29 protein-coding genes and 1 tRNA gene are annotated in these 25352 nt (G+C 70.2%); 18 read left to right on the forward strand and 12 right to left on the reverse strand.

All coding sequences use genetic code 11. The annotated features are described in order from the left end of the window. Positions 1–61 precede the first annotated feature (61 nt). Together B378_RS0112075 and B378_RS0112085 are read left to right on the forward strand one after the other, a co-directional pair. Positions 62–132, forward strand: a tRNA-Gly gene (locus B378_RS0112075). Positions 133–761: 629 nt separating this feature from the next. Continuing rightward, on the forward strand, positions 762–1928 hold the full coding sequence (locus tag B378_RS0112085; RefSeq protein WP_017344039.1) for an inorganic phosphate transporter: 1167 nt from the start codon (positions 762–764) through the stop codon (positions 1926–1928). Between the two features lie 30 nt (positions 1929–1958). On the opposite strand, the gene B378_RS0112090 is transcribed toward B378_RS0112085, so the two are convergent. Continuing rightward, on the reverse strand, positions 1959–2618 hold the full coding sequence (locus B378_RS0112090; RefSeq protein ID WP_017344040.1) for an undecaprenyl diphosphate synthase family protein: 660 nt from the start codon (positions 2616–2618) through the stop codon (positions 1959–1961). 79 nt (positions 2619–2697) lie between these two features. On the opposite strand from B378_RS0112090, the gene B378_RS0112095 reads away from it, so the two are divergent. From B378_RS0112095 to B378_RS0112120, 6 genes are all read left to right on the forward strand, one after another. After that, on the forward strand, positions 2698–3240 hold the full coding sequence (locus B378_RS0112095) for a hypothetical protein (protein WP_017344041.1): 543 nt from the start codon (positions 2698–2700) through the stop codon (positions 3238–3240). Positions 3241–3300: 60 nt separating this feature from the next. Next, complete coding sequence (locus B378_RS0112100; protein WP_017344042.1) at positions 3301–3771, forward strand: DUF5812 family protein; 471 nt, start codon at positions 3301–3303, stop codon at positions 3769–3771. An 80-nt stretch (positions 3772–3851) separates the two neighbouring features. Continuing rightward, positions 3852–4736, forward strand: a complete 885-nt coding sequence (gene secF / locus B378_RS0112105) for a protein translocase subunit SecF (protein ID WP_017344043.1) — start codon at positions 3852–3854, stop codon at positions 4734–4736. Further along, a complete protein-coding gene (locus B378_RS0112110) occupies positions 4736–6328 on the forward strand; it encodes a preprotein translocase subunit SecD (protein WP_017344044.1) in 1593 nt (530 codons plus the stop codon). The genes secF and B378_RS0112110 overlap by 1 nt, the downstream gene beginning before the upstream one ends. Positions 6329–6505: 177 nt before the next feature. Further along, positions 6506–7210 carry a metal-dependent transcriptional regulator gene (locus B378_RS0112115; protein WP_017344045.1) on the forward strand — a complete coding sequence of 235 codons (705 nt, stop codon included), beginning with the start codon at positions 6506–6508 and terminating at the stop codon, positions 7208–7210. Continuing rightward, a complete protein-coding gene (locus B378_RS0112120) occupies positions 7207–7908 on the forward strand; it encodes a TMEM165/GDT1 family protein (RefSeq protein ID WP_017344046.1) in 702 nt (233 codons plus the stop codon). The genes B378_RS0112115 and B378_RS0112120 overlap by 4 nt, the downstream gene beginning before the upstream one ends. 31 nt (positions 7909–7939) lie before the next feature. Here B378_RS0112120 and rnhB read toward each other — a convergent pair whose 3' ends face one another. The 3 genes from rnhB to B378_RS0112135 all read right to left on the reverse strand — a co-directional run bounded on the left by rnhB (position 7940) and on the right by B378_RS0112135 (position 10840). Further along, positions 7940–8647: a ribonuclease HII gene (gene rnhB / locus B378_RS0112125; protein ID WP_017344047.1), complete on the reverse strand. Its 708-nt coding sequence runs from the start codon at positions 8645–8647 to the stop codon at positions 7940–7942. A gap of 48 nt (positions 8648–8695) precedes the next feature. Next, positions 8696–9067 (reverse strand): 30S ribosomal protein S8e, encoded by a 372-nt coding sequence (locus B378_RS0112130; protein WP_017344048.1) that lies wholly within the window; start codon positions 9065–9067, stop codon positions 8696–8698. Positions 9068–9205: 138 nt separating this feature from the next. After that, positions 9206–10840: a TrkA family potassium uptake protein gene (locus B378_RS0112135; RefSeq protein ID WP_017344049.1), complete on the reverse strand. Its 1635-nt coding sequence runs from the start codon at positions 10838–10840 to the stop codon at positions 9206–9208. A gap of 168 nt (positions 10841–11008) precedes the next feature. Between B378_RS0112135 and B378_RS0112140 the strand changes: the two genes are divergently transcribed. The 4 genes from B378_RS0112140 (at position 11009) to B378_RS0112155 (ending at position 13064) form a co-directional block, all read left to right on the forward strand. Continuing rightward, complete coding sequence (locus B378_RS0112140) at positions 11009–11407, forward strand: helix-turn-helix domain-containing protein (protein ID WP_017344050.1); 399 nt, start codon at positions 11009–11011, stop codon at positions 11405–11407. Next, entirely contained in the window at positions 11404–11682 is a 279-nt protein-coding gene (locus B378_RS0112145; protein WP_017344051.1) for a hypothetical protein, read from the forward strand. The genes B378_RS0112140 and B378_RS0112145 overlap by 4 nt, the downstream gene beginning before the upstream one ends. Positions 11683–11747: 65 nt before the next feature. Continuing rightward, positions 11748–12449: a helix-turn-helix domain-containing protein gene (locus tag B378_RS0112150; protein ID WP_017344052.1), complete on the forward strand. Its 702-nt coding sequence runs from the start codon at positions 11748–11750 to the stop codon at positions 12447–12449. A gap of 69 nt (positions 12450–12518) precedes the next feature. Further along, on the forward strand, positions 12519–13064 hold the full coding sequence (locus B378_RS0112155; protein WP_017344053.1) for a DUF1684 domain-containing protein: 546 nt from the start codon (positions 12519–12521) through the stop codon (positions 13062–13064). Between the two features lie 96 nt (positions 13065–13160). Here B378_RS0112155 and dpsA read toward each other — a convergent pair whose 3' ends face one another. Then, the gene (gene dpsA, locus B378_RS0112160) at positions 13161–13709 is read right to left on the reverse strand and encodes a DNA starvation/stationary phase protection protein DpsA (RefSeq protein WP_017344054.1); all 549 of its coding nucleotides are present in this window, start codon (positions 13707–13709) and stop codon (positions 13161–13163) included. Positions 13710–13923: 214 nt separating this feature from the next. Between dpsA and B378_RS0112165 the strand changes: the two genes are divergently transcribed. From B378_RS0112165 to B378_RS0112190, 6 genes are all read left to right on the forward strand, one after another. Further along, positions 13924–14577, forward strand: coding sequence for a hypothetical protein (locus tag B378_RS0112165; protein ID WP_017344055.1), 654 nt, complete (start codon positions 13924–13926; stop codon positions 14575–14577). Between the two features lie 24 nt (positions 14578–14601). Then, on the forward strand, positions 14602–15549 hold the full coding sequence (locus B378_RS0112170) for an A/G-specific adenine glycosylase (RefSeq protein WP_017344056.1): 948 nt from the start codon (positions 14602–14604) through the stop codon (positions 15547–15549). Between the two features lie 62 nt (positions 15550–15611). After that, positions 15612–16187 (forward strand): hypothetical protein, encoded by a 576-nt coding sequence (locus tag B378_RS0112175; protein ID WP_017344057.1) that lies wholly within the window; start codon positions 15612–15614, stop codon positions 16185–16187. After that, positions 16184–16627: a hypothetical protein gene (locus B378_RS0112180; RefSeq protein WP_017344058.1), complete on the forward strand. Its 444-nt coding sequence runs from the start codon at positions 16184–16186 to the stop codon at positions 16625–16627. The genes B378_RS0112175 and B378_RS0112180 overlap by 4 nt, the downstream gene beginning before the upstream one ends. Before the next feature lie 68 nt (positions 16628–16695). Beyond that, complete coding sequence (locus B378_RS0112185) at positions 16696–17094, forward strand: DUF5778 family protein (protein WP_017344059.1); 399 nt, start codon at positions 16696–16698, stop codon at positions 17092–17094. 51 nt (positions 17095–17145) lie between these two features. Then, positions 17146–17796, forward strand: a complete 651-nt coding sequence (locus tag B378_RS0112190; RefSeq protein ID WP_017344060.1) for an alpha/beta hydrolase — start codon at positions 17146–17148, stop codon at positions 17794–17796. 20 nt (positions 17797–17816) lie between these two features. On the opposite strand, the gene B378_RS0112195 is transcribed toward B378_RS0112190, so the two are convergent. The 7 genes from B378_RS0112195 to B378_RS0112225 all read right to left on the reverse strand — a co-directional run bounded on the left by B378_RS0112195 (position 17817) and on the right by B378_RS0112225 (position 25231). Continuing rightward, positions 17817–19061 (reverse strand): glycosyltransferase family 2 protein, encoded by a 1245-nt coding sequence (locus B378_RS0112195; protein WP_017344061.1) that lies wholly within the window; start codon positions 19059–19061, stop codon positions 17817–17819. Positions 19062–19416: 355 nt separating this feature from the next. Next, the gene (locus tag B378_RS0112200) at positions 19417–19746 is read right to left on the reverse strand and encodes a transcription factor S (protein WP_017344062.1); all 330 of its coding nucleotides are present in this window, start codon (positions 19744–19746) and stop codon (positions 19417–19419) included. A gap of 539 nt (positions 19747–20285) precedes the next feature. Next, the gene (locus B378_RS0112205) at positions 20286–21377 is read right to left on the reverse strand and encodes a putative sulfate/molybdate transporter (RefSeq protein WP_017344063.1); all 1092 of its coding nucleotides are present in this window, start codon (positions 21375–21377) and stop codon (positions 20286–20288) included. A gap of 88 nt (positions 21378–21465) precedes the next feature. After that, complete coding sequence (locus B378_RS0112210) at positions 21466–22212, reverse strand: hypothetical protein (RefSeq protein ID WP_017344064.1); 747 nt, start codon at positions 22210–22212, stop codon at positions 21466–21468. After that, complete coding sequence (locus B378_RS0112215; RefSeq protein ID WP_017344065.1) at positions 22209–23192, reverse strand: hypothetical protein; 984 nt, start codon at positions 23190–23192, stop codon at positions 22209–22211. The genes B378_RS0112210 and B378_RS0112215 overlap by 4 nt, the downstream gene beginning before the upstream one ends. 110 nt (positions 23193–23302) lie before the next feature. Continuing rightward, positions 23303–24139 carry an HtlC gene (locus B378_RS0112220; RefSeq protein ID WP_017344066.1) on the reverse strand — a complete coding sequence of 279 codons (837 nt, stop codon included), beginning with the start codon at positions 24137–24139 and terminating at the stop codon, positions 23303–23305. Positions 24140–24142: 3 nt separating this feature from the next. Beyond that, positions 24143–25231, reverse strand: coding sequence for a beta-ribofuranosylaminobenzene 5'-phosphate synthase family protein (locus B378_RS0112225; RefSeq protein ID WP_017344067.1), 1089 nt, complete (start codon positions 25229–25231; stop codon positions 24143–24145). Positions 25232–25352 lie beyond the last annotated feature (121 nt).

A 25352-nucleotide genomic window follows, 5' to 3' on the forward strand; every position in this document is an offset into this window, starting at 1 on the left:
ACCGCAGTCCCGATGTGACAGGTTTAAGTGAGTCTCCGACCAACTGCGAGATGCGAAGCACGCACCGGTAGTGTAGTGGTATCACGCAACCTTGCCATGGTTGCAACCCGAGTTCAAATCTCGGCCGGTGCATTTCTCGAACGCAGTGAGAGAAATCACCGCGGGATTTGAACTCAGAAAGACGCAGCCCGCGCAGCGAACGGAGTGAGCGAGCAGGACCGTCTTTCCCTAGTTCAAATCTCGGCCGGTGCACTCCTTTCAGCCGTCTCCGCTGCGAACTCTCCCAAAGTCCCAGCTGCTCGGCCGTAGAGGACTGACTGTGAATCGGCGGTGAACACCGCCAAAGCCCCAGCCGCGAGGCGGACGCACACTCGCTGCGCTCCGCACTCGGTCGCTACCGCTCCCTCGTTGCGGTGCTTGCGTCGTCTGCGCCCGCCTCGCGACTGCCCCTTTGAGTCCCGCCCCGCACCGCAACCGCGCCTCACGCCTCCCCAGCCTCGTCGCTGGCGGCCTTCGCTGCGCTCCGGCCGCCAGCGACTCCCTCGCGCGTGCTCCTCGCGGCCGCCTTCGGCGGCCACTTGGAGGCACGCGCCACCGCCCCGTTCATTTATAAACAACTCAGAACTGCTCGCATCGTCATTTAAATACCGTCCGCGTTCGCGTCCCTCTCGCTCGTGACCGCTCCGCGAGCGCCGCGTGTGCTGAGCCGACGGCGACAGACCCCGTCCGTTTAACAGCGCGTGTGTCCTCTGTTCGCGTATATGGTTGAGCTTCTTCTTCTCGTCGGCGTCGCGGTGGCGGCGTTCGTCGGATACAACATCGGCGGGGCGACGACGGGGCCGGCGTTCGGACCGGCCGTCGGCGCGGACGTGATATCGAAGGCGGGCGCGGCGGCGCTGATGTCGGTGTTCTTCTTCGTCGGCGCGGGGACGCTGGGCCAGCGCGTGGTGACGACGCTGGGCGAGGACCTCGTCACCGGCGCGAACGTGTTCACGCTGGAGACGAGCATCATCGTGCTCTTCTTCATCGGCGGGGCGCTGTTCGTCGGCAACTTCGCCGGCGTGCCGGCGTCGACGTCGATGACGGCGGTCGGCTCCATCGCCGGGCTGGGGATCGCGACGAACACCCTCGACTGGGCGGTGATGGGCGAGATCGCGATCTGGTGGCTCGTCGCGCCGATCATCGGGTTCTGGGTGTCCGGCGTCGTGGGTCGCTACTTCTACTCGGCGATCGACCGCTGGGTGGCGATCGAGAGCACCGACGGGGCGCTGTTCGAGTTCGACCGCTCCGGGCTGATCCCGCGGCCGGTCCTCGGCCCGAACACGACGCGGCGCGAGCTGACGGGCGGAATCGTCGTCATCTCCATCGGCTGCCTGATGGCGTTCTCCTCCGGGACGTCGAACATCGCGAACGCCATCGCGCCGCTCGTCGCGCTCGATGGCGTGGAGATGACGCCGATGATCCTCCTCGGGAGCGCGGCGGTCGCGGTCGGCGCGTTCACCATCGCTCGGCGAACGCTCGACACGCTCGGCAACGACATCACCGACCTCCCGCTGACGGCCGCCATCGTCGTCGCGGTCGTCTCCTCGGGAATCGTCATCAGCCTCTCGGCGGTCGGCATCCCCGCCTCGTTCGTGATCATCGCGACGATGTCGATCGTCGGGCTGGGCTGGGGGCGCGCAACGCGCACGGTGACGGTACGACAGGGGATCAAAGGCGAGAAGGAGCCGACGGTCTCCGTCGGCGCGCTGACGGCCGACGAGATGCCGGAGATCGGCGAGGGGGACGCGAGCGACATCCCCTCGGCCTCGGACCTGTTCAACCCGGGCACGAGCGCGCGCGTCGTGTTGATGCAGAACATCGTGCCGATCCTCTCGACCGTGGGCGCGCTGGTGACGTTCACCGCGCTCTTCGCGTTCGTCTGGTAGGCGGTCTTCTGGGGTGCCGAACGGCGCTCGCTACCTACCGAACCGGCGCTGTCGGTCCTGGAAGTCTAAGACCGCGCGGAGGTACTCCCGCCTGCGGAAGTCACGCCAGTTCACGTCGGTGAAGTAGAGTTCGGCGTACACCGACTGCCAGATGGCGAAGTCGGAGAGCCGCTCGGCGCCGGTCTTGATGACTAAGTCGGGCTCTTCGGGGAACAGCAGCCGCTCCGCGACGTCGGTCTCGTCGATGGCCTCGGGCGTGATCTCGCCGGCCGCGACGTCGCTCGCGAGCTCGCGGACCGCGCCGGCGAACTCCGCCTTGCCGCCGAGGCCGACCAGAATCCGGACCGGGGCGTCGGCGTCAGCGGCAGTGCCGGCCTCCGTCGCCGCGTCCGGGCTCCCCTGCTCCGGCCCCCCGTCGACTTCCGGACCGCGGACCACGGTCTCCGTCGGTGTGTCGAGCCGCCGTAACTCACGAACGAGCGTCGGGGCGACCGCGCGGTCGAGGACGGAGACGGAGACGGTGACGCGCTCTGCGCCGTACTCGAACGCCCAGCCGATCGCCGACGAGAGCGTGTCGAACGCGCCATCGGCGAGGAGGTCGCGCTCGGTGACCACCAAGGCGACGTGTGCCGGGGGCTCGGCGTCGTGGAGGCGGTGGCGCGTCGCGAGGTAGGCGTCGTAGAGACCCACGTAGGGAGGATCCGGTCGCGCCTATAAATGGCTTCCCGCCGACGAGGGATTTAATCCGCCGACGCGCCTACCGCGTGTAATGGCAGAGAGTTACCGCGGGGTGTTCGGCGCGATTCCCTACGCGTTCCGCGCGACCGAGTCGCTGACGATGCGCGCGTACGCCGCGCTCGGCGCGCTGGCGGCCGCGTTCGTCGCGCTCATCGTCACGCTCGCCCTCGTCGTCTGGATGGGCGAGACCGTCTCAGCGCAGGGGGGGACGTTCCTCTTCTCGCGGTCGCTGTTCGTGGTCGCCGGGCTCGGCGCCGTCGGCCCGCTGCTCGCGCCGATCCTGTTCGTCGCCCGCCGCCACCGCCGCGGCGACCGCGTCGCGGACACGTACGACCGGTGGATGGGGGTCGCCGGCTTCCTGTTCCTGCTCTCCCTATACCTCGGGATGGTCATCTCGGCGCCCGAAGGCCTCCGGGACCCGACCGACTCCGCCGTGATCGGGGCGCTGTACGCGCTTCCGCAGTTAGCCGGGTTCGTCCCGCCCGTCGCGGCCGCGCTCGCCGTCTTCGCGACGCACTTCCGGCTCCGCGGCGGGTCGGACGACGACGCGGACGTCAACGACGTGGCGACGTAGACGCGAGTCACCGCCGACGGCTCGAAAGCCGGAAGTCGGCCGAGCGACTACCCGGACGCAATGACCGACGAGAAGGAGAGCACGTTCCTCGTCACGCACGTCGAGAGCGACTCGGCCGTGCTGAAGGACGTCCACGACGGGCAGGTGCACACGCTGAGCTCGAACCCCGGTCTCGACGTCGACGACGCCGTCGAGGCGACCGTCGCCCCCGATCCGCCGATGGAGGTCACCTATCAGGTGATCGAGGTCGCGGAGCGCCGGTCGCTGTCGATCGAGGAGAGCCCGGAGCCGCCGACCGTCCACGAGCGCGAGCTCGCCGCGGAGACCGAGACGGGAGAGCTCTCCCGGGAGGAGCGCGCGGGCGTCGGCGAAGTCCACGTGTTGACGCCGCCGGAGTCGGAGACGGAAGCGGCGGTCGCCGACGTGATAGACGATCGCGAGGGGACGCTCTCGCGTGCGGCCCGGCTCGGCGTGAACCGCGTCGAGGTCCGGTCGGAGCCGGGCGTCGTCGCCGTGCGGTACCTTCCGTAGCGCGGCCGACCGGAGCGCCGTCGTCGCCGTACCCTCGGAGATAAGAAGGCTTATTCGCGCCCGCGGAGGAAGCGGTATTTATGGTAGCGATCGAGGTGCCGGAGGTCAACTACACCGACTACTCGAACCGGCAGCTCGCGGCGGTGCCGCTCGCGTTCCTGGTCCTCGCGCTGGCGATCATCGGCGGCTGGTTCGTGGCCACCGGTGCGCCGGCGAACCTCGGACTGGAGTTCACCGGCGGCGTCGAGCTGCGAGTCGCGGACGAGGCGAACGGCGACGTCGAACAGCAGATTCAGACGGCCTTCGACCGCCAGCCCGACTCGGTCCGGACGATCCCGGGCGACGACGTCGTCGTCGTCACGTTCCAGGCGGCCGAAGACGACCCGGAGGGACTCGCGAACGACCTCCAAGACCAGGCGGAGGCGGCGGGGTTAACCACGACCGCCGTCGATCAGGTGTCGCCGAGCTTCGCGAGCGACACCGCGCGGACCGCGCTGTTCGGCGTGGCCCTCGCGTTCCTCGGGATGAGCGTGCTCGTGTTCGCGCTGTTCCGGACGTTCGTCCCCTCGCTCGCGGTCGTCGCGTCCGCGTTCTCCGACCTCGTGATACCGGTCGCGGCGATGAACCTCCTCGGCATCGAGATGACGCTCGGAACGATCGCGGCGCTTTTGATGATCATCGGCTACAGCGTCGACTCGGACATCCTGTTGAACGACTCCGTGCTGCGCCGGACCGGCGAGTTCTACGAGTCGGTCAGCCGCGCGATGCGGACCGGGGTGACGATGACGCTCACCTCCATCGCCGCGATGGTCGTGATGGCGGTCGTCGCCTCGGTGTTCGGCGTCGGACTGCTCCGTGACATCGGGATCATCCTCTCGGTCGGGCTCTGTGCCGACCTGATGAACACGTACCTTCTGAACGTCTCGCTGCTTCGCTGGTACAAGTTCGAGGGGGTGGCGCGATAATGCTCGAACCGATCAAGGAGAACTGGCGGATCCTGCTGCTTGTCGTCGTCGTGCTCGGGTCGACGGTGGCGCTGTTCGGCCCCGGATTCGGCCCGGAGCCGGCGCCCGGCGAGAACGCGAGCGAGGCCAAACAGGGGATCACGAACCTCCAGTACGGGCTCGACCTCGCGGGCGGGACGCGCGTCCGAGCGCCGCTCTCGGGGTACACCGCCACCGACGTGGCGCTCGGAGGTGAGAGTCCCGAGGCGGTCGCGGAGGCGGTCGCGGCCGAGCTGGACAACGCCTCGACGCGGGATGTCGGCGTCGTCCCCGACGAGAGCGCGGTGGAGGTCACGGAGCCGTCCGTGACCGAGTCCCAGTTCCGGGCGGCGATGGACGCCGCCGGCTACGAGTACGGCGGGATCCGCTCGGGCGTCACTCAGGAGACCCGAGACGCGACGATGGAGATCATCCAAGGGAAGATCAACGAGGCGGGCCTCTCCGGCGGGAGCGTCCAGCAGGTCCAGTCGATCACCGGCGAGTACTTCATCCTCGTCGAGGTGCCGGGACAGGGCCGGCAGGAAGTGATCGACCTCCTCGAGGACCGCGGGACCGTCCGGATCGACATCGCGTACCCCGACGGGAACGGCACCGCGGTTCAGGAGGGGGCGCTGATCCAAGACGACTTCGAGGAGATCGGGACCGCGACACAGAGCGACCGCGGCACCGGCGCGTACGTCCCCGTCACGGTGCGTAACACCGCCGACGGCGGACAGTCGCCCGCACACGCCTTCCAAGACGCCGTGGCGCAGCGCGGCTTCGCCGACGCGTACCAATCCCAGGCGGACCGATGCGGGTACAACTCGGAGACCGGGGAACTCGAGAACTCGAACCCGTGTCTCCTGCTCGTCGTCGACGGGGAGGTCGTCAACTCCTTCGGGATGGACCCCGGCCTCGCCGGCAGCATGGCGGCCGGCTCGTGGGCCGACACGGGGAACTTCCGTCTCACGACCGGCGAGTTCACCGAGGCGCAGACCATCTCGCTGAACCTCCGCGCCGGCGCGCTCCCGGCCGACCTCGACATCAGCGGCGAGGGGACCTCCTCGTCCATCTCGGCCTCGCAGGGTGAGAACTTCCGGACCTACTCGCTCATCATCGGCGTGCTCTCGGTGTTCGCCGTCGCCGGGATGGTGTTCCTCCGCTACCGGGAACCGCGCGTCGCCCTGCCGATGATCGTCACCGCGCTGGCGGAGGTGTACGCCCTGCTCGGGTTCGCGGCGCTGCTCGGCTACCCGCTGGAGCTCGCGGTGATCGCGGGCTTCATCGCGGTCGTCGGGACCGGGGTCGACGACCTCGTCATCATCGCCGACCAGGTGATGAGCGAGGGCGACGTGAGCTCCCGGACGGTGTTCAACTCGCGGTTCCGGCAGGCGTTCTGGGTCATCGGCGCGGCCGCGGCCACGACCATCATCGCGATGTCGCCGCTGATGGTGCTGTCGCTCGGCGACCTCTCCGGGTTCGCCATCTTCACCGTCCTCGGCGTGCTGATCGGCGTGCTGATCACCCGCCCCGCCTACGGCGACATCCTGCGCCGCCTGCTGACGGTCAGGTGACCCGGCTCTGACCCCGCGGTCGCCTGTTCCCCGGCCATATGTGACGCTCGATCAGTTGTCTCGCGTCCGGCGCGCTCTTTTTCTCGTTCGTGATCCCGATAGGGGCGGCACTAGGGCTCTATCAGAAAACGGCAGATGATCCGACAAACTATTAGTTTAGACCAGTCAAAAAAGTCTATGCCCACCGACGCCGTCGAAGATTATCTCAAGGCGATCTATCGGATCGAGTCGCGGGCGGGGCCGCCCGTCTCGACCTCGCAGGTCGCGGAGGCGCTCGACAAGACCCCCGCGACCGTGACGAGCATGGTGGAGACGCTCTCCGACCGGGGGCTGCTCTCCCGCGAGAAGTACACAGGCGTCGAACTCACCCCCGCCGGGGAGGTCGCCGCGCTGGAGGTCGTGCGCCGGCACCGCCTCATCGAGGCGTTCCTCGCCGAGCAGCTGGACTACGAGGCGACCGAGGTGCACGACGAGGCCGACGCGCTCGAACACCACGTCAGCGAGGAGTTCACGCGACGCGTCGAGCGGGTCCTCGACTACCCCGCGGCCGACCCGCACGGCGACCCCATTCCCCCGGCGGACCTGTCGACGCCGGAGGACGCCGGGACCGCGCTCGTCGCAGCCTTGGCGCCCGGCGAACGGGGAACCGTCGCCCGCATCAGCGACCGCGACCCCGACGTGTTGGAGTTCCTCGTCGACGCGGGGATCACCCCGGGAACGACCGTCGAGGTCGTCGACGTGGCCTCGTTCGGGCTCGTCACCGTCCGGACGAGCGACGGGGACGAACACGGGCTGCCCGAGGCGGTCGCGGACCGCGTGTACGTCCGCCGCGCCGCGGAGTCGAGCGCCGCCGGAGACGGCCAGGAGGCAAGCGACGCATGACCGGCTACGTCGAAATCCTCGTCGTCGCGTTCGCCGCCCAGCTCGCGGTGCTCCCGGGCGAGAAGGTACAGCTGATGATCGCCGGGCTCGCGACGAAGTACGACCCGAAGATCGTCGTCGCCGCCGCGGGGTCCGCGTTCGCCGGGTGGACCGCCGTCGAGATCGCGTTCGGTCAGGCCCTCCAGTCGGCGCTCCCGCCGCTCGTGCTCAACGCCGTGACGGCGGTCCTGTTCTTCGTCTTCGCGGTGCTTCTGTACCGCTCCGCCCCGCCCCGCGGGACGAGCCCCGAGGCGGAGCGCACGGACGGCGGGATGGCCGCGTTCGACGACCTCTCGCTGCCGGGGCGGCTCGATCGGTACTCGGGGTCGCTCGGCGGCTTCCTGCCGATCTTCGCGCTCACCGCGACCGGCGAGTTCGGCGACAAGACCCAGCTGGTCACGATCGGCTTAGCGGTCCAGTACGGGGCGACCTCCGCCATCTGGTTCGGCGAGATGCTCGCGATCATCCCGGTGAGCCTCGCGAACGCGTACTTTTTCCACAAGTTCGCCGGGCGGGTCGACATGCGCCTCGCTCACCTCGGCTCCGCGCTGCTGTTCGCCTTCTTCGGCGCGGACACCGTGTTGGCGATCGCGACCGGCTTCTCGGTGTGGGAGGCGTTCGTCGGGGCGGTCGGCGGGCTCGTCGCAGGACTGTTCTGAGGGCGACCCTCCGTCGCCCTTTCGAATCGGCTCAGAACTCGTCGAGCGCGGACTGCTCGGCGGCCGCGAGAACGTCGTCGCAGGTCGCCCACGAACGGCGGGCGCAGTCGGGGAGGTCGCCCGTCTCGGCGACGTACTCGCGCAGGAACGACCGGGTCGCGGGGTCGCTCGGGTAGCCGCTCCCGAGGTCGTCGTACTCGGGGTACTCAGCGTTTATCGCAGCCATTCGCCGGTCGCGGCTCACCTTGGCGACGACGCTCGCAGCGCCCACGACTGGATCGTCTTCGTCGGCGCCGTGGGCGGCCGTCACGTCGACCGCCGGGAGCGGTCCCCCGTCTGGGGGGTCGCTCTCGCCGTCGCCCTCGACGAACTCGCTGAGGCGCCGCGCGAACCGCTCCTCGCTGGTGTCGCCCGCGTCGGCGACGACGCGGACCGGTTCGGCGACGTCCGCGGGGAGGTCCGCGAGCGCGTCGCGGACCGCCCGCGCCTGCCCCCGAACGGTGAGCGTGTTCATGTCGGTGTCCGGGCGGTCGATCTCGGCGGGCTCGACGCGGGCGACGCCGACGGCGACGTCGGGGTCGCTCCTGAGGGCCGCGGCCATCTCCTCGCGCCGAGCCGGCGCGATCCGCTTCGAGTCGCCGACGTCGGCCGGCAGGCTCGCCGGGTCGGCGATCACCGCGGCCGCGACCATCGGGCCGAGCGCGGGCCCCTTGCCGGCTTCGTCGACGCCGAGGTACACGCGTGGCTGGTGGACGTGCGAGGGGAAATACCTTCAGAAAGGTCGCGCTTAGTCGAGCAGGACCGCGCTGACCTGGCCGGTCTGGCCGGGGCGGGAGGTGACGCGCGCGCGGCCGGCGGACGTCTCGATGATGGCGCCCTTGGTGACGATGTTCCGGCGGGCGTAGTTGACGTTCGCGGGGTTGTCGACGACGTTCTCGATCTCGGCCTCGCTGACCTCGCCGTCGTCGGCGACCTGCGCGACGTTCGTCGAGAGCGCGCGGACCTTCTTGTCCGTGCCGCGGGCGTCGATGTACTGGAGTCGCGTCTCGCCGACCGTGGTCTCGGCGGGCTCGCGGCCGAGCTGGTGGCGCTTCTTGTTCGAGGCGTGCTTGAGTCGGCCGCCGGTCCGCTTGCGCGCGGAGCGTCCCTGGTCTTTCATACGGGTACGAACAGCCAGCGAATACTTGAAGCGTTCGACTCGTCCCGGCGGGATCGGCGGTGCGAGCGGGATCAGCGCCGCGACCCGGACCGGCGGCGCGGGCCGAATTCGTAGAGCGAATCCGCAGAGCGAACCCGCTCAGGCGAACGCGCGCTCGAACGCGCGGACCCCCTCGTCGGTGCCGGCGACGACGAGCCCGTCGCCCCGCTCGATCCGGGTCTCCGGGCCCACGTCGGTGACGAGCTCGTCGCCGCGCTCGACGGCGATGACGGTACAGCCGGTGGTCTCGCGGACGGCCGCTTGCCCGACCGTACGGCCGGCCAACGCGGGCGCCTCGCTCTTGACGACCTCGACGTGGGTGTCCAGCGAGAGCACGTCGCGGTCCGCGAGGACGGCCGACGCCGACATCCGCCCGGTCACCGTCGAGAGGGAGAGGACGTAGTCGGCGCCGGCGCGGTGCATCTTCGGCACGCTCTCCGGGTCCTCGACCCGCGCGAGCAGCTCCACGTTCGGCGCCAGATCGCGGACCACGAGCGTCGCGAACTCGGCCGTCGTGTCGTCGGGAAGGGCGAGGACGACGGTGCGCGCGTCGTCGACGCCGGCCTCCCGGAGCGTCTCCGGCTCGGTCGCGTCGCCGACTACGTCGATCGCCTCGCCGCCGTCGCGGTCGACGACGGTCACCGGGAGGTCGGCCGCTTCGAGGGCGTCCACGACGGTCTTCCCGACCTGTCCGTACCCGACGACGACGGTCTCGCCCGCGCCGAACCGGCGGGCCGCCGAGTTGGTCAGGTCGACGAGCCGCTCCACCTGCCCCTCGGTCCCCGAGACGAGGAGGACCGTCCCCGCGGACAGCGTCGCGTTCGGCGGCGGCGCCGCCTCGAACGACCCGTTGAACCACGCGCCGATCACGTCGACCCCCGTGCGTTCGCCGATCCGGCTGCCGGCGAGCGTCGAGCCGGCGAGGCCGCTCCCGTGGTGGATCGACACCTCCGCGATCCGCAGGTCACCGACCGCGACCGCCGAGTCGAGGTCGGTCCGCACCGCGGTCGTCACCTTGGAGGCGAGGCTCTCTCCGAGCAGCGACCGCGGGGAGAGTACCTCGTCCGCGCCGGCGAGGCGGTGGTACCGCTCGCGGCTCGGGTCCTCGACGACGCTTATCGCGCGGACGTCCGTCGAGAGCTCCTTCGCCGCGAGGACGATGCTCGCGTCGACGCGGTCGGAGACGTCGGTGACTAGGGCGCGCGCCGACCCGAGGCCCGCGCGCTCGAGCCCCCCGGTCGTCTCGGGGTCGGCCCGGATCACCCTGTGGCCCGCCTCGTAGAGGTCCAGCGCCCGGTCCGGGTCGCGCTCGACGACGACGTACGGAACCGATTCCGACTCGAACTCGTCTAAGAGCGCATCGGAGCGCGCCGTGTCGGAACACACCACGACGTGTCCCTCCAGGTCCCCCTCTAGCGATCGGGGGACGGTCGTCGAGAACGCGGACTCGAGGAGCGGGGTCGCGACGACGGGGAGCGCGCCGATGAGGAGCATCATCCCGACGAGGTCCATCACGGCGACGAACGCGTGTATCTGCTGGCTCTGCCACGAGGACGAGTCGCCGCCGAACCCCGTCGTGGTGAACATCTCGATCGCGAACTGGACCGACTCGATCAGGGTCCGGGGGTCGTTCTCGTACACGCGCATCCCCCACCGGTAAGCGACGGCGGTGAAGGTGAGCACGACGCCGAGAAATATCGTGTACAACACGACTCGTCGCTTCCACGTGTCCATCGAGCCGCGATACGCCGCGGCCGTACAAAAACGGGGGGACTCGCTCGGGTCGACTCCCGCGCCCATGCGCAGTCCCTCTGCGGGTCGGACCGGGAGGTGGACGGTCGAACCGTCCCGGCACTGGACCGAAGTTCGATGGTTTAAGTTCCGGGGGCCGAACCGTCAGGCATGGTGCGGGACCCGTCGCGAGAGTCGGAGCCGCCGTCGGTCGACGAGGTGCTCGACGCGCTGGCCGACGACGCGGCCCGGCAGATCGTCGCGGCGCTCACCGAGCCGAAGACCGCGAGCGAGCTCTCCGAGGAGTGCGACATCCCCCTGTCGACGACCTACCGGAAGCTGGAGAAGCTCACGGACGCCTCCCTGCTGTCGGAGTCGACCGACATCCGGCGGGACGGACAGCACACGACGCGGTACTCGGTGTCGTTCGACGCCGTCACCGTCTCGGTCGACGGCGACGGCGAGGAAGACGCGGACCGCCGCGAGTTCGACGTGGAGTTCTCTCGGCCGGAGCGGACCCGAGACGAGCGACTTGCCGACCTGTGGTCGGAGCTACGAGAGGAAACATGAACCCCTACATCGACCTGACTATCATCGCCGCAAAGACCGCCATCCTGGCCCTCGGTGGCAGCATCACCTACTACGCGCTCCGCGCGTACAACCGGACCGGCGACCGCTCGCTGCGGGAGCTCGGCGTCGGCTTCGGCATCGTCACCGTCGGGGCGCTGCTGGGCGGCGTCTCCCACCAGATTATCGGCGCCGACCTGGCGGTCGGCATCGCCATCGACGGCCTCCTCACGGCGGTCGGGTTCGCGGTCATCGTTTACTCGCTGTATCTGGAGTAGGCTTCGCGGCTTTCGACGCGCGACGAACGGTACCCTTTTGCGGCGCTCGGCCGTCCGTTCATGGCATGAGCGACGCACGCGAGGAGCTCTCCCGCCGGATCGCCGGCGAGATAACGCTGAGCGACGACCCGGGGGCGACGCTCCGGAAGTGGCGGACCGACTTCGACGTCTCGCAGACGGAGCTGGCCGAGCAGCTCGGCGTCTCCTCGTCGGTCGTCTCCGACTACGAGAGCGGTCGCCGCGAGAGCCCGGGGATCGGCGTCGTCCGCCGCACGGTTGAGGGCCTGCTCGACATCGACGAGCGGCGCGGCGGCGGGCGGCTCCGACAGCACGCCCGGGTGCTTTCGGCCGGGTTCGAGAGCGACATCGTCCACGACCTCCGCGAGTACTCGACGGCGGTGCCCTTAGCGGAGTTTTACGAGGCGATGGGCGCGACGGAGATCGTCCGCGGCGACCACGACCACGTGAACGGGCACACAGTCATCGACTCGATCCAGGCGATCACGCGGCTCTCCAGCGAGGAGTTCTACCGGCTGTACGGCCAGTCGACGAACCGCGCGCTCGTGTTCACGCGGGTGACGCGCGGCGAGTCGCCGCTCGTCGCGCTCCGGGTCGTGAGCCCCACCCCAAACGCGGTCGTGCTCCACGGGATCGAGGACGGCGACCTCTGGGACCACGCCGCCGACCTCGCCCGCGTCGACGGCGTCTCGCTGGCGACGTCGAACCGCGACCTCGACGACTGCCTCGCGGACCTTCAGGCGCTGTGAGCTGACGGCGGGGACGGAGAGGGCAGCCGAACCGCGGGCCTGAAACGGCCGGCGCCCGTCGGTCCGGCCATGAGCGAGGACTACGCCGAGCGGCTCCGCGCGAACCGCCGGGAGAAAGACGAGTTCTTCGACGACCACCCGCAGTCGCCGATTCCGCCGGAACAGCGCGACGAGTTCGACGGGCTCGACTACTTCCCGCCGAATCCGGACTACCGCGTCGAGGCGACCGTCACGGTCCACGACGATCCCGAGCCGGTCGAGATGGAGACGACCGCGAGCAACCCGGTCCGGTACCTCCGGGTCGTCACGTTCGCGTTCGAGGTCGACGGAGAGGAACACACCTTGGCGGGCTACCGACAGGAGGGCGACGACGGCGCCATCTTCGTCCCCTTCCGCGACAAGACGACCGGTCAGCAGACGTACCATCAGGGGCGCTACATGGAGCTGGCGCCCGAGCGCGACCTCGACGACGGCGACAGCGTCACGATCGACTTCAACCTCGCGTACAGCCCGTTCTGCGCGTACAGCGAGACGTTCTCCTGTCCGCTCCCGCCCGAGGAGAACTGGCTGGAGATCGTGATCCCGGCGGGCGAGCGGGCGCCGGACATGGACTGAGCGGCGGGAGCGTCGCTGGCGTCGCCACTCTGCGGGGCGTGAAAAACACGAAAATCGGATTCCGGAACGGCCCGAGAGCAGTCCGTCGCGGTCGGCTTACTCGAGCGTCTCGCTCGTGACGAGCGTGTCGTCCTCGAGGTAGTGCTCGAGGTGGTGGCCGTGTTCCTCGACGTCTTCGAGGACCTCGCGGAGCTGCTCTTCGGTGTTGTAGTCGCCGAGGTTGTTGGCGAGCTGGATGTGCTCGCGGAGCTGCTCGGTGATGTCGCCGAAGATCTCGAGGTCGTGTTCCAGCGACGTCCGGATGTCGTAGGCGTCGGCGTCCTCGGGGGTCACCGGCGCGTGTTCCTCGTAGTTCGCGCCGCCAGAGAGCGGCACGCCGCCGAGCGCCTGTGCGCGTTCGGCGAGCACGTCGGCGCCCTCCTCGAGGTCGGCCGCGACCTCGCCGAGGTACTCGTGGATGTCGAGGAACTCGGCGCCCTCGACGAGCCAGTGGTGTTTCTTGACCTGATGGTAGAGGACGTACGTCGCCGCGAGGTCGCTGTTGAGCGCGTCGACGAGCTGTTCGGCCTTCTCCTCGGGGACGCGGAGCGCTTCGCTCTCGTGAACGTCGCCGTATCGCTGACGGGCCTGCTTTTGGGTACTCATTTCAACTGTACATACGCGCGCGACCTACTTAATAGTTCCTACTTAGAAAACTACTTTTTCAATATTCAAAAGAATATTTTCAAACTTATCGACGGCGCCGACCGGATCCCGCTGTGGGGCGAGCGTCTCGCGGTCGAGCGTCGCGGTCAGCGTCGCCGGCGCCCGGTCGAGTTCGGCCGCAAGGACGATACGGGCGCGGCGCCGACCGACGCGTATGACCTTCGCCGACTTGTTCGAGCGCGCGGCCGCGTTCGACGGCGACCTCGACGAGGCGGACGTGCGCTCGGCGCTCGACGACGTGCGATCAGCGTCAGACCGGGACGACGGCGACGCCTCCCGCGACGGCGACGCGGTCGCCGACCCCCTCGACCCCACCCCGGCCCGCGTCGTCGCCGACGCGGACGCGCTCGCGGCGGACCTGCTCGTCGGCGGCGCCGCGCGCGATGCGCTCGACGCGCTCCGATCGCACGCGTGGACGACGCTGGTCGCCAGCGACCCGCTCCTCGACGACGCCGAGGCCGTGATCGCGTCGCTCTCGGACGCCGACCTCGCGGCTGACTGGCGGGCCGCGGTCGAGACGTGGCGCGAGCCGGTCGCGCAGCCGCCGGGCGATCACCCCGCGCTGGCCTCCGCCTACCGCGGCGGCGCGATGCAGGTCGTGAGCCTCGACCCCTCGCTGACCGGGCCGGGGGCCGCCGCCGGGCTGCGCGACCGCATGCCCGTGAGCGTCCGGGAACCGCGCGCGTTTGCGACGGTGTTCGACCCTGCGAAGCTGTACCCGGACGCCGTCGGCGGAGAGTATCCGGGTCCCGACCGCGACCCACGGACGATGGCGGCGGTCGACGCCGGCGGCGACCAGCACCGATAAACCGCCGCCGGTCGGACCGGAGGTATGACCGACTCGGAGGGTGCCGCCGCGGGCGACGACGCCGGAGAGTCGCCGGCGCTGCCGGCCGACCTCGACGCGGTCCGCGACGCGCTCGTCGACTGGTACGAGGCGGACCACCGGGAGTTCCCGTGGCGCCGCACCGAGGACCCCTACGAGGTCCTCGTCAGCGAGGTGATGAGCCAGCAGACTCAGCTCGACCGCGTCGTGCCGGCGTGGGAGGACTTCCTCGACGAGTGGCCGACCACGGCCGACCTCGCGGCCGCCGATCGCGCCGACGTGGTCGCCTTCTGGTCGGACCACTCGCTCGGATACAACAACCGCGCGAAGTACCTCCACGAGGCGGCCGGCCAGGTCGAGGACGACTACGACGGGTCGTTCCCGGAGGACCCCGACGGCCTGAGCGAACTGATGGGCGTCGGCCCGTACACCGCCAACGCGGTGGCGTCGTTCGCGTTCGACAACGGCGACGCCGTCGTCGACACCAACGTGAAGCGGGTCCTGTACCGCGCGTTCGATGTCCCGGACGACGACGACGCGTTCGAGCGGGTCGCGTCCCGGCTCATGCCGGCGGGCGAGTCGCGTGTCTGGAACAACGCGATCATGGAACTCGGCGGCGTCGCCTGCGGGAAGAAGCCCCGCTGCGACGAGGCCGGCTGTCCGTGGCGCGAGTGGTGTCACGCCTACCAGACCGGCGATTTTACCGCCCCGGACGTGCCCGAGCAGCCGAGCTTCGAGGGGAGCCGCCGGCAGTTCCGCGGGCGGATCGTGCGGCTGCTCGGTGAGTACGACGAGATGAAGTTGGACGCGCTCGGCCACCGGATCCGCGTCGATTACGCACCGGACGGCGAGCACGGCCGGGAGTGGCTCCGCGGGCTCGTCGACGACCTCGCGGACGACGGGCTGGTTCGACTCGAAGAGCGGAGCGATCGGGCGGTCGTTCGATTGCGGTAGGGGAGTTCGTGGAATATTCCGTGCGAGAAAGTTTTATCCCGTAATACCCCGAAGAGCGGCGTATGGACGACCCCCGTGACGAACTGAAGGCGGGCGATGCGGAGCGCGCGGACGCGCCCGACTTCGAAGCGTTGGCGCCGCCGGAGGAGGCGGTCCACGGCGATCGAACGCGGGACGACTTCCTCGACGCCGTCCTCGCGCTCGATTCGCCGGCGACGGCGGGCGAGGTCGCCGATCTGGCTGGCCACGGCGTCGACGCCGCCCGGGAGTACTTGTCGTGGTTCGAGCGCATGGGAGTCGTGACGAAGGCCACGAACTCGCCGGCCACCTACGAGCGGAACCAGGAGTACCTGAACTGGCGACGCGTCCAGCGCCTCCGCCGGGAGTACACGACCGAGGAGCTCATCGGCCTGCTGGAGGAGGAGTCCGAGCGTGCCACGGCGCTGCGACGGGAGTTCGACGCCGACGACCCGACGGACGTCGCGATCGCGGCCCGCGCCGAAGCGACCGACCGCTCCGTCGAAGCGGTCTGGGAACGGCTCGCCGCGTGGCAGACGGCCCTCCGACGGGTGGCACTGCTCGAACGCGCGCTCGCGGCCGAGTCCGGTGACGCCGCCGACCGGCGATCCGCTGTATGAGCGGCGGAGCGGGAGACGAGTCGGACTCGCCGAGCGGTGCGCCCGTCGATTTCGACCGACTCGACGCGATCCGCGAGCGGTTCGCGACGGACGACCGGTTCAGTCGAGTCGACGGGGAACCGGCGGGCGCTCCGGACCGATTGGTCTGTGTCTACAACGACCGGTTCTACCCGGGGCGAGTCCGCGCCGCTCGGCTGGAGGTGGTCTGGTACGAGAACGGGGACTTCTCGATCCACTACCACGAGGAGTACGAAGCCGGGGCGTTCGACCATCGGTGGGACAGACACCCTTCCGACCATAACGCGCGCGACCACGTCCACCCGGGACCGGATGCGCCGACCCCCGGTGACGACGCGTCCCACCCGCCGGACTGGCGAGACGTCCTGTCGGGCGCGCTCTCGGAGGTTGAAGCGCGGCAACGGGCGTTCTGGGAGGAGTAGCGCCCGGTCCGGTTCGGTCCGCCCCGTGAACCGTCACCCGTTTATTACGGGAGCCGGAAGGGAGACGCATGAGCGAGACCGTCGACTCGGACCTGTACGCCCGGACGAAGGCCCTGTTAGAGCCCGGCGACATCGAGTTAGTGGGCTGTATCGTCCACACGAACCTCGACGGGCAGCAGGACCTGGAGATGCACGAGCTGACGGTCGCCGCCAACGAGGTCATCGCCGACCACGCCGACAAGGGCGAGACGTACATCGAGGCGGGCAACGACGACACGAACTTCTCGTCGAACCAGTTTCAGGGACTCACGCTCGACGGCGAGGAGTTCGTCTGGGAGTGTCAGCAGCTCCTCCGCGACGGCGCCTTCGACATCGTGTTCTACTACGAGGCGACCGTCGACCAGGAGGCGCTCGCGGCCGACCTCGCCGATCTCGACGACGTCGATCGCGTGACGCAGGTCCCCTGAGCGGGAGCGACCGCGACCACCGAATCCGAACTCGAACTGAATCCGAATTCCGTGAGCGACACCATTCTGATCCCCGGCGGGCGCGACGTGCGCGCCACCCTCGACACCGCCGCGACCGACGGGGCTGCCGAGGGGTCGCCGGACAACCCTCGGAGCGACACGGTTGTCGTCGCCTGCCCGCCGCACCCGCAGCAGCGCGGCCACCGCGGCGACGAGCGGCTGGTGGCCGTGAGCGACGCCCTGACCGACCGGGGGATCGACTGCCTCCGGTTCGACTACGGCGACTGGGACGAGGGGTACGGTGAGACCACCGACGCGGATCGGGCGGTCGGCTGGGCGCTCGACCGCTACGACCGCGTCGGGCTGTTCGGTTTCTCGTTCGGCGGGACGGTCGCGCTCGTCGCGGCCGCGTCGCGGCCCGAGCTGGCGGGCGTCTGCGCGCTTGCCCCGACGGCGCGCCTGAACCCCGACGTCGACGCGGTCGCAGCGCTCGACGAGGTCGTCGGGCGCAACACTCCTGTTCGGATCCTGTACGCGACGCGCGACTCGACGGCCGACTGGAAGCCCGTGGTGGAGCGGGCGGAGGAGTTGGGCGTCGAGACGGTCGCGTTCGAGTCCGACCACTTCTTCGTCGGGCGGAGCGGGGAGATAGGCGAGGCGGCCGCGGCGTTTCTCGGACCGCGGCTTCGCGACGATTTATAAGCGGCAGCGCTTCGTCCGGACTATTCGCTCCCGACCTTCGTCGTCACCCGGAACGTCTCGGGCGGGCTGAGGATGCCGGCGACCGTCCCCATCGAGTGGATGACGGTGATCAGCGGGGCCAGCGGGACCGCCAGCGCCCACCGGCGGTGGTCGTCGCCGTAGTAGCCGACGCCGAGGAGGAACCAGCCGAGCGTACACAGCGCCAGTCCCATCGACGCTACGAAGAACAGTCCGCTGTAGGCGATCGTCACGCTGAGCAGCGACAGCGGGACGACGAGCAGGGTGACGATCGGCGAGAGCGCCCACGCGTAGTTGCGGACCCTCGTCAGCAGCTCGTACCGGAACGGGAGCATCGCCGACGCCTGGAGGTTTCCGGCCGCCCAGCGGCGGCGCTGCTGGACGATCTCGTACAGCGACGGCGGCGCCTCGTTCCGGCAGACCGCGTCCGACAGCGCGAACGTCACGTCGAACTCCCGGAACGCGGCCCAGACGAACGCGGTGTCCTCGACCAGCGTCTCGCGGTCCCACGTCGTCTCGTCTTCCACCTCGGTCCGGACCGCGATGCCGCCGCCCCACGCGAACAGCGGGATCGAGAGGCGCGCGAACGCGCGCTGTTCGACTTGGACGCCCATCCGGTAGATGTCGGCCAGGTAGCTGAGGTTCGACCCGGTGAGTCGGGGCTTCTCGCGGAGCTGGACGATGTCCGCGTCCGGGAGGCCGTCGAGCGACTCGACGATACTGTCCTCGTCGAGGTACAGCACGAACTCCCGCTGAGGGTCCAGCGCCTGGCGCGCCCACTCCTGGGCGCGCCCCTTCCGGACCGCGTCACACGCGAACTCCTCCGGGACGACGTGGACGGTCGCCCCGCTCACGTCGATCTCCGACTCCGCGATCACGTGGACGTCGTCGAGCCCCTCGGGCAGGGAGTCGACGGTGTCCTGAACGACCTCGGCGGCGTCGACGGTCATGATACGGACCTGAATCTCGTCGAGGCCGTACTCGTTGGGCGGCGCCTCGTAGCCCGCGCCCACGACTCCCGTGAGCACGAACCAGACGAGCGCGGTCGCGCCGAAGAGGAGCGTCACGCCCCAGAGCGCGATCCCGAACAGCGACCCGAGTCCGCCGTCGCCGACTGCGGTGGTTGCCGCCGCCTGCGCGGGAGCGGTGCCCGGGCCGGAGAGGACCGTCGGTGCGAACAGCGTCGCGAGGCCGCCGACGACGAGCGCCAGCGTCACCCCGATCAGTGCGATACGTTCGGTGTTCATCGTGCCCCCCACTCCCGCGCCGAGCCCTATGAACCGTCCAAACGTTACAGGAGAATTCAGTCGTATTTCGACCGGATTTACGCGCTTAATCCGATCTGATTCGAGACAATCCACAGACTGCGGCGCTATGACGCGTGTTAGTGTATTTCATGGTGTCGGATCTGTGCTTCGCGGATGAAGCCGTCGATCGGTCCAGGCGCTCGCGGCGCGCGCGTCAGCGATCGCCGATCAGCCCTGCCGCCGGCCGCTCGCCGCAGGCGGGTCTCCGCCGAGGTCCTCGGGAGGGGCGCGGCCGGGGAACGCGTCGCCCCCGCGTCGACCGCGCGTCGCCGTGGAGCCTCCCGCGCTCTCGCGGTCAGTTGTACCCGCGCCAGCGGTGGCCGCACTCCTTGCATTTAAAAAAGCGCGTCGGCGGCTCGTCGGCGGCGCCCGTCTGTTTGATCGTGTACCACGCCTCGCCGTGGCCGCACTCGTCGCAGACGACGTCGGTCGCGGTCGGCTTCCCCTCGAAGTTCGCGCCCTCTTCCGTCTCTATCACCTCCTCGCCGGTCTGCTCGGTCGTCGACTCGAACTCGGCCGCGAGCCCCTCGTCGCGCTCGGCGGTGCCGCCGCAGTCGTCGTTCTGACACACCATCTCCCCGTCGCGAGAGACCATCATCGAGCCGCAGTCGTCACAGAACTGCATATACGTGTTCGACAGGGGGTCGAGCGGTTTAGGTCCGGTGGGTACGATCGAGACGAAGAAGCGCGAGGGGATTTATAAACGAGCTCACACCGAGATTGCGGTCGACGTATCGGGAATCGCTGCCGTGGGCTCTCCGAAAACCTCTGCCGCTCTTTTATAAATAGGTGTCAGTAGCTCAGCGTTGAACACCGCCAAATCCCCAGTCGCTGGCTTATAAATAGCTGAGAACAGATCGGCGGCGAACACCGCCAAAGCCCCAGCCGCGAGGACTCGCGCGGCTTGCTGCGCTCCTCGTCGCTCACTCCGTTCGCTCCTGCGGTGCTTACTGCGCCGTGCTTCGCCCTCGCGGCTGCCCCTTTGAGTCCCACCCCGCACCCGCACCGCACAGCACCGCACCTCACGCCTCCCCAGCCTCGTCAGCCGGCCTCCGCTACGCTCCGGCCGGCTGACTCCCTCGCGCGTGCTCCTCGCGGCCAAGGGCCGCTCGCAGGCACGCGCCACCGCATCTCGTTTATAAGTGGTTTCCCCTCACTGGCCCGTCAGCCGCCGACCCGCTCCCACACGAGGTGAACGGCGATGCCGACGAGGAACGCGACGCCGAGGTTCGTCGCGAGCGCGAGGACGCCGATACCGACCGAGAGCGCGCGGTTGTTCGAGTCGGTGACGTTGCTCGCGAGGGAGACGGCGACGATCGCGAGGAGCGCGCCGAGCATCGCCAGCGGGAACGCCGCGATGAGCGCGGGCGTGGCGAAGAGCGCGGCACCGAGGTAGCCGGCGCCCAGCACGACGTTCGCGCCGCCGGTGCGCGCGCCGAACGCGTATTTGCCGGCGACCCCGTCGCAGCCGTGGCACATGGGAATCCCGCCGAGCGGCACCGCGATTAGGTTGGTGATCCCCATGCTCGTCGACAGCTCGTCGGGGGTGACGTCGGCGTCGAGCAGGTCCGCGAAGAGGAGGGAGGTCGCCAGCGCGGCGTTGCCGATGGTCATGGCCAACTGCGCGACCACGCCGTCGAAGGTGGCCCGCGTGAGCGCCGTTCCGAACGCCGGCGTCGGCGGCGCACCGGGCAGCCGTGGCGTCGGCACGCCGGCGACGACGAGCGCGGTCGCGACGCCGAGGAGGGCAACGGCCAGCGCGCTCGCCTTCCCGTGGCCCGCGAGCGCGAACGCGGCGGCGACCGCGACACCGACGAGCGCGACGAGCGGGTCGTCGACCGCGAGTTCGATCCCCGTCTCCAAGAGGACGAGCCCGACCGCGAACTGGACGCCGCGGATGACGGGCTCGCCGATCCAGCGCTCGACGTACGCGAGCGTCCCGGACAGTCCGATCGCGAGGAGGACGACGCCGAGGATCATCCCCGCGAGCGCGAGCTCGGCGTAGGTGAGCGCGCCCGCGATCGCGAGCGCGGCCAGCGCCTTCATCGGCTCGACGGACACCGGGAGGCCGTACCGGACCCCCCAGACGACCTGGAACGCGCCGAAGGCGACGAGCGCGTGCGGCAGCGACACGTCCGTCAGCAGCGCCAGCGCGACGACGAGCGGAATGACCGTAATCGAATCCCCTATCGCGCCGGTGACCGCCCCCGACCCGAACTCGATCGACCGGTACCCCTTCGAACCGAATTTCACCACGTGACGAGGGCATTATCTGCCGAGGTGACTTGAACGTGTTCAGAAATTTCTGGTGGATGCGCTACCGTCAGAGAGAAACTACGTACGGTTACTCTTCGTCGAAGGCGGGATCCTCCGCGTCGACCATCGGGCAGTCGCGGACTCGGAACCGAGAGAAGTCGACCGACTCGACGATTTCGGTCCCCTCGTGGGTACACGCCGTCTCCGGCGGCGCCGTGAAGTGCGGGCACTGCTGGCAGTAGCTCCGCTTGTCGACCACGCGCTCGTCGCCGAGGGTCCCGGCGCCCGGCGCCGTTCCCGCGAACTCGGAGCCGGGCGCCTCCGCGTCGCCGACCGCAGCGCTCCCGGCCGCGTCGGCGCCGACCGACGTCCCCTCGTCGAGCGCCTCCCACACGTCCTCCTCGCCGACGTCGCCGCTCCCCATGGACTCGAAGGGGTCCTCGTCGGTCGGCGCGTCGGACGCGTCGGCGTCCAGTTCGGCGGACGGGTCGTCCGCCGGGGCGCTCGGTTCGGGGTCCGCGGACGCGCTCGGCTCCGGGTCCGCCCAAGACGATGTCTCGCTGCTGTCGTCGGTAGCCGCGGCGTCCGTTTCCCACCCGATATCAGCGTCGTCGGAGCCGCGGGCGTCGTCTCGGGCGGGGTCGGGGCCGTCGTCGACTCCCTCGCCGAGCGCCGCGAAGGGGTCGTCGGCTTCGTCCGCGTCGGAGTCGTCGAAGCCGTCGTCGGTCTCGTCGTTCGGTTCGTCGCCGAACGGATCGTCACCGAAGGGGTCCCCGTCCGAGTCGTCGTCGCCGAAGGGATCGGCCTCCGGGTCGTCGGACCGGTCGTCGCTCATCGGCGGTCCCCGTCCGGCCCGCCGTCGCTCGCGGCGGTGCTCGTTCGGTCGGTCGTCCGGCTCGTCTCGTCGCGCTCGCCGTCCGCGACATCGCCGTCGATGGCGGGCGCGTCCCCGACGAGGAGCTTCGACGTGCCGAGGAAGCCGGTGTTCGGCTCTAAGTCCTCGAACCGGCGCCCGCAGTGGGGACACTCAGGCGCCGACAGCAGCCCCAGCTCGACGCCGCCGCCGCAGTGGTCGCAGTCCGCGGTCCGCACCCCGTGCCGGTTCGCCGTCCGCGTGAGCGCGTCGACGCGCTCGCGATCGGCTCGGTCGCGCTCGGCCGCGTCGAGCCGGCGTTTGACTCTGACGACCGCGTTCGCGACCCGCGAGAGCTTGTCGTCTATCTCGGTCAGGTCGTCCGCGGAGATCCCGTCGAGGTCCGCCTCGACGTCGTCGAGGCGGTCGTCCACGGCGTCGACACGTTCGTCGACCCCATCGAGGCGGTCGCCGAACGCGTCCAGTCGGTCGCGGACCGCGTCCAGGTCGTCGAGGCGGTCGTCGAGCGCCTCCAGCCGCTCCCGGAGGTCGTCGACCCGGTCCGCGGACGGCGCGTCGGCGACGGCCGCGTCGAGGCGGTCGAGCCGGGTGGCGACCTCTTCCAGTTCGTCGGCGAGCTCGTCGATCCGCGCCGCGGCCGCGCCCTCCGCGTCGCCGGCGTCTCCGTCGTCCTCCGCGCCCCCCTCGGCGGCGTCGAGCGACTCCACCTCGCGGTAGAGGTCGACGAACCGCTCGCGGAGGTCGGCGACCTTCTCGTCCAGCTCCGCGTCGAGGTCGTCGAGGCGGGCCTCGATCGCCGCCACCTCCTCGGAATCGGGGACGTCGATCTCCTCGGACTCCGCGAGCGCGACGAGCGCGCGCTTGAGGAGCTCCTCGCGGCTCACGCCGGCGTCCTCGGCCGCGGCGTCGAGGGCGGCCGCCGCGGGGTCGAGGTCGCTCATCGCGGATCCTCCGTCATCTACCTGCCGTTGCGGGGCGAGGCTTAAGTAACCTGTCGCGCCGTTCTCCGGATCGATACTCGGCGACCGCCCGGTCCGGTGTCGGGAATCAGCTACCGGATCTTCCGCACGTCGCTGATGTCGAACCCGCCCTCGTGGATCTCGGTCTCGAAGCGAACGATGTTCTCGGCCTCCAGCCGCGAGAGCACCCCGCGGAACTCGCGGACGAACATCGTCCGGGCGCGCTGGGAGCCGCCGCTCTCCCAGGAGAACTGGAGGGTCCCGCCTGCGGCGTCCATCAGGGTGCCGAACTCGCGGTCGCGGAGCGCGTCGGTATTCACTAACACGAGGACGAGGGCGTCCCACTCGTAGGCGGCCTTCTTTAACCCCTTCATGACCATGGCGACGTCGCTCCAGTCGGTGTCATCGGAGACCATCGAGACGAGGTCGGTGACGGAGTCGATGCAGACGAGGCTCCGCTCGCCGTGTTCCGAGAGGTAGTCGCCGAACGCGGTGAGCACGTCCTCGTACTCGCCGCGGTCGCCGAGCTCGGTGATCGACGCCGTCGCCGTCTCGTACCAGTCGCGCGGCACGGGCGACAGCTGGAAGTACTCCGGCGAGAGGTCGCGGAAGGAGATTTCGTCGACCGCCGCGTCGACTATCTCGTCGGCCATCGTGTACCCCATCTCGCGGGTGATCGCCTCGGTGTCGGCGGTAAAGGAGATGTAGTGGACGGACTCGGGCAGCGTCGCGTCGGCGTCGACGTCGCCGTAGTAGAGGTCGAACAGCTCCTCGTCGGCGCCCGCCAGCGCGTTCATCGCCGCGCTGGTGTACGCGAACTCCCGGGCGCCGGCGCCCGCCTCGCCCGCGAGCAGCACGACGCTTCCCGGCGGCGCGCCGCCCCCGAGGATCGAGTCGAGGCGCGCGACCCCGAACGGAACACTGGACATGGGTTAGGCCCCGTCGCCGCGGGGTTTAGTGTTACCCCTCTCCGGGTCGGCCGAGGGCAGTTCCGTCCCGCGCTCCGCGTCGATCCGCGCGCCCTCGTTCGAAGCGCGGACGACGGACACCTCGCCGCCGACTCCGGCCGCGTCGAGCGCGCGCTCGCCGGCGTCGCGCGCCGCCGCCGCGCGCTCCGCGTCGGTGACCCCGTAGACGGTCGGCCCCCACGAGGACTGCCCGGCGCCGAACACCGACGCGGCGCCCGACAGCGAGTCGACGACTTCGCCGACCGGCGGCCGGTACACGCCGCCCTGCTCGTCCGCGTACCACGCGCCGTTGAGACGGCCGATCTCGCCGACGGCGGCCCCGAACGCCTCCGCGTTTCCGGTCGCGACCGCGGGGAGAACGCGCCGCGTGACGATCCCGCCGATCCGGTCGGCGAGCCCCGGCTCCGCGCGCTCGACCGCGGTCCGCATCGCGTCGTCCTCGGCCGCGCCGCTCCGGCCGGCGTCCGCCTCGGGCTCGACGAGCAGGAACCGCCAGTCGTCGGGGACGGCGTGGCGCGCGGCCACGGGCGGGACGGTCCACTCGCCGTCCGCCGGGCGGTCCGTCGTGAAGCGCGCGGTCGGGTGGCCGGCGTCAAGGACGAACCCGCCCTCTTCGAACGTCGCGACGCCGACCCCGGAGCGCCCGCCGCGGCCGAGGGCCGGAGCGCGCTCGCGCACCCGGGCCGGCTCGCCGTGGGCGGTCGCGACCGCCGCGAGCGTCGCCGCCGCCAGCTGCGTCCCGCTGCCGAGGCCGGCGTGTCGCGGGAGCGACTCGCGGACCGCGATCCGGGCGCCGTCGACGCCGAGCAGGTCGACGGCCGCGGTCGCGTACTCGCGGGCGTCGTCGCGCACGCTCGGAGCGGAATCGGCCGACTCCGAGGAGGTCCCGTCTGCCTCGTCGACCGTCACGCGCACCGCCGCGGCCGGCTCCGCGTCGACGACGACGCGAGGGCTGGCGAGCCCCACGCCGAGGGCGCCGTACAGCCGCTCGTGCGAGAGGCTGAGGTTACAGAAGCCGAAGTGGAGCCGGGCCCCGGCGCTCGCGCGTGCCATCTCGTCGTCGCTTCGGGGCGGACTGATAAAGGGTCCGTGACCGTGGCGGGAGTTGCCTCGGACCCGGCGAGCGGACGCCTGAACCCCGCGAACGCGGCACCGGACGGTCGCGGCCGCTGAG

Source organism: Halorubrum sp. T3 (genome assembly GCF_000296615.1).
In the GTDB taxonomy this organism is placed as follows: domain Archaea; phylum Halobacteriota; class Halobacteria; order Halobacteriales; family Haloferacaceae; genus Halorubrum; species Halorubrum ruber.

Bases quoted from the DNA above. Each gene is read 5' to 3' on its own strand.
- B378_RS0112165 (WP_017344055.1), top strand. From the start codon at position 13,924: ATGACCTTCGCCGACTTGTTCGAGCGCGCGGCCGCGTTCGACGGCGAC.
- B378_RS0112155 (WP_017344053.1), top strand. From the start codon at position 12,519: ATGAGCGAGGACTACGCCGAGCGGCTCCGCGCGAACCGCCGGGAGAAA.
- B378_RS0112180 (WP_017344058.1), top strand. From the start codon at position 16,184: ATGAGCGGCGGAGCGGGAGACGAGTCGGACTCGCCGAGCGGTGCGCCC.
- B378_RS0112100 (WP_017344042.1), top strand. From the start codon at position 3,301: ATGACCGACGAGAAGGAGAGCACGTTCCTCGTCACGCACGTCGAGAGC.
- B378_RS0112200 (WP_017344062.1), bottom strand. From the start codon at position 19,746: ATGCAGTTCTGTGACGACTGCGGCTCGATGATGGTCTCTCGCGACGGG.
- B378_RS0112220 (WP_017344066.1), bottom strand. From the start codon at position 24,139: ATGTCCAGTGTTCCGTTCGGGGTCGCGCGCCTCGACTCGATCCTCGGG.
- B378_RS0112115 (WP_017344045.1), top strand. From the start codon at position 6,506: ATGCCCACCGACGCCGTCGAAGATTATCTCAAGGCGATCTATCGGATC.
- dpsA (WP_017344054.1), bottom strand. From the start codon at position 13,709: ATGAGTACCCAAAAGCAGGCCCGTCAGCGATACGGCGACGTTCACGAG.
- B378_RS0112120 (WP_017344046.1), top strand. From the start codon at position 7,207: ATGACCGGCTACGTCGAAATCCTCGTCGTCGCGTTCGCCGCCCAGCTC.
- secF (WP_017344043.1), top strand. From the start codon at position 3,852: ATGGTAGCGATCGAGGTGCCGGAGGTCAACTACACCGACTACTCGAAC.
- B378_RS0112225 (WP_017344067.1), bottom strand. From the start codon at position 25,231: ATGGCACGCGCGAGCGCCGGGGCCCGGCTCCACTTCGGCTTCTGTAAC.
- B378_RS0112140 (WP_017344050.1), top strand. From the start codon at position 11,009: ATGGTGCGGGACCCGTCGCGAGAGTCGGAGCCGCCGTCGGTCGACGAG.
- B378_RS0112145 (WP_017344051.1), top strand. From the start codon at position 11,404: ATGAACCCCTACATCGACCTGACTATCATCGCCGCAAAGACCGCCATC.
- B378_RS0112210 (WP_017344064.1), bottom strand. From the start codon at position 22,212: ATGAGCGACGACCGGTCCGACGACCCGGAGGCCGATCCCTTCGGCGAC.
- B378_RS0112150 (WP_017344052.1), top strand. From the start codon at position 11,748: ATGAGCGACGCACGCGAGGAGCTCTCCCGCCGGATCGCCGGCGAGATA.
- B378_RS0112110 (WP_017344044.1), top strand. From the start codon at position 4,736: ATGCTCGAACCGATCAAGGAGAACTGGCGGATCCTGCTGCTTGTCGTC.
- B378_RS0112095 (WP_017344041.1), top strand. From the start codon at position 2,698: ATGGCAGAGAGTTACCGCGGGGTGTTCGGCGCGATTCCCTACGCGTTC.
- B378_RS0112085 (WP_017344039.1), top strand. From the start codon at position 762: ATGGTTGAGCTTCTTCTTCTCGTCGGCGTCGCGGTGGCGGCGTTCGTC.
- B378_RS0112130 (WP_017344048.1), bottom strand. From the start codon at position 9,067: ATGAAAGACCAGGGACGCTCCGCGCGCAAGCGGACCGGCGGCCGACTC.
- B378_RS0112170 (WP_017344056.1), top strand. From the start codon at position 14,602: ATGACCGACTCGGAGGGTGCCGCCGCGGGCGACGACGCCGGAGAGTCG.
- B378_RS0112195 (WP_017344061.1), bottom strand. From the start codon at position 19,061: ATGAACACCGAACGTATCGCACTGATCGGGGTGACGCTGGCGCTCGTC.
- B378_RS0112175 (WP_017344057.1), top strand. From the start codon at position 15,612: ATGGACGACCCCCGTGACGAACTGAAGGCGGGCGATGCGGAGCGCGCG.
- B378_RS0112215 (WP_017344065.1), bottom strand. From the start codon at position 23,192: ATGAGCGACCTCGACCCCGCGGCGGCCGCCCTCGACGCCGCGGCCGAG.
- B378_RS0112135 (WP_017344049.1), bottom strand. From the start codon at position 10,840: ATGGACACGTGGAAGCGACGAGTCGTGTTGTACACGATATTTCTCGGC.
- B378_RS0112185 (WP_017344059.1), top strand. From the start codon at position 16,696: ATGAGCGAGACCGTCGACTCGGACCTGTACGCCCGGACGAAGGCCCTG.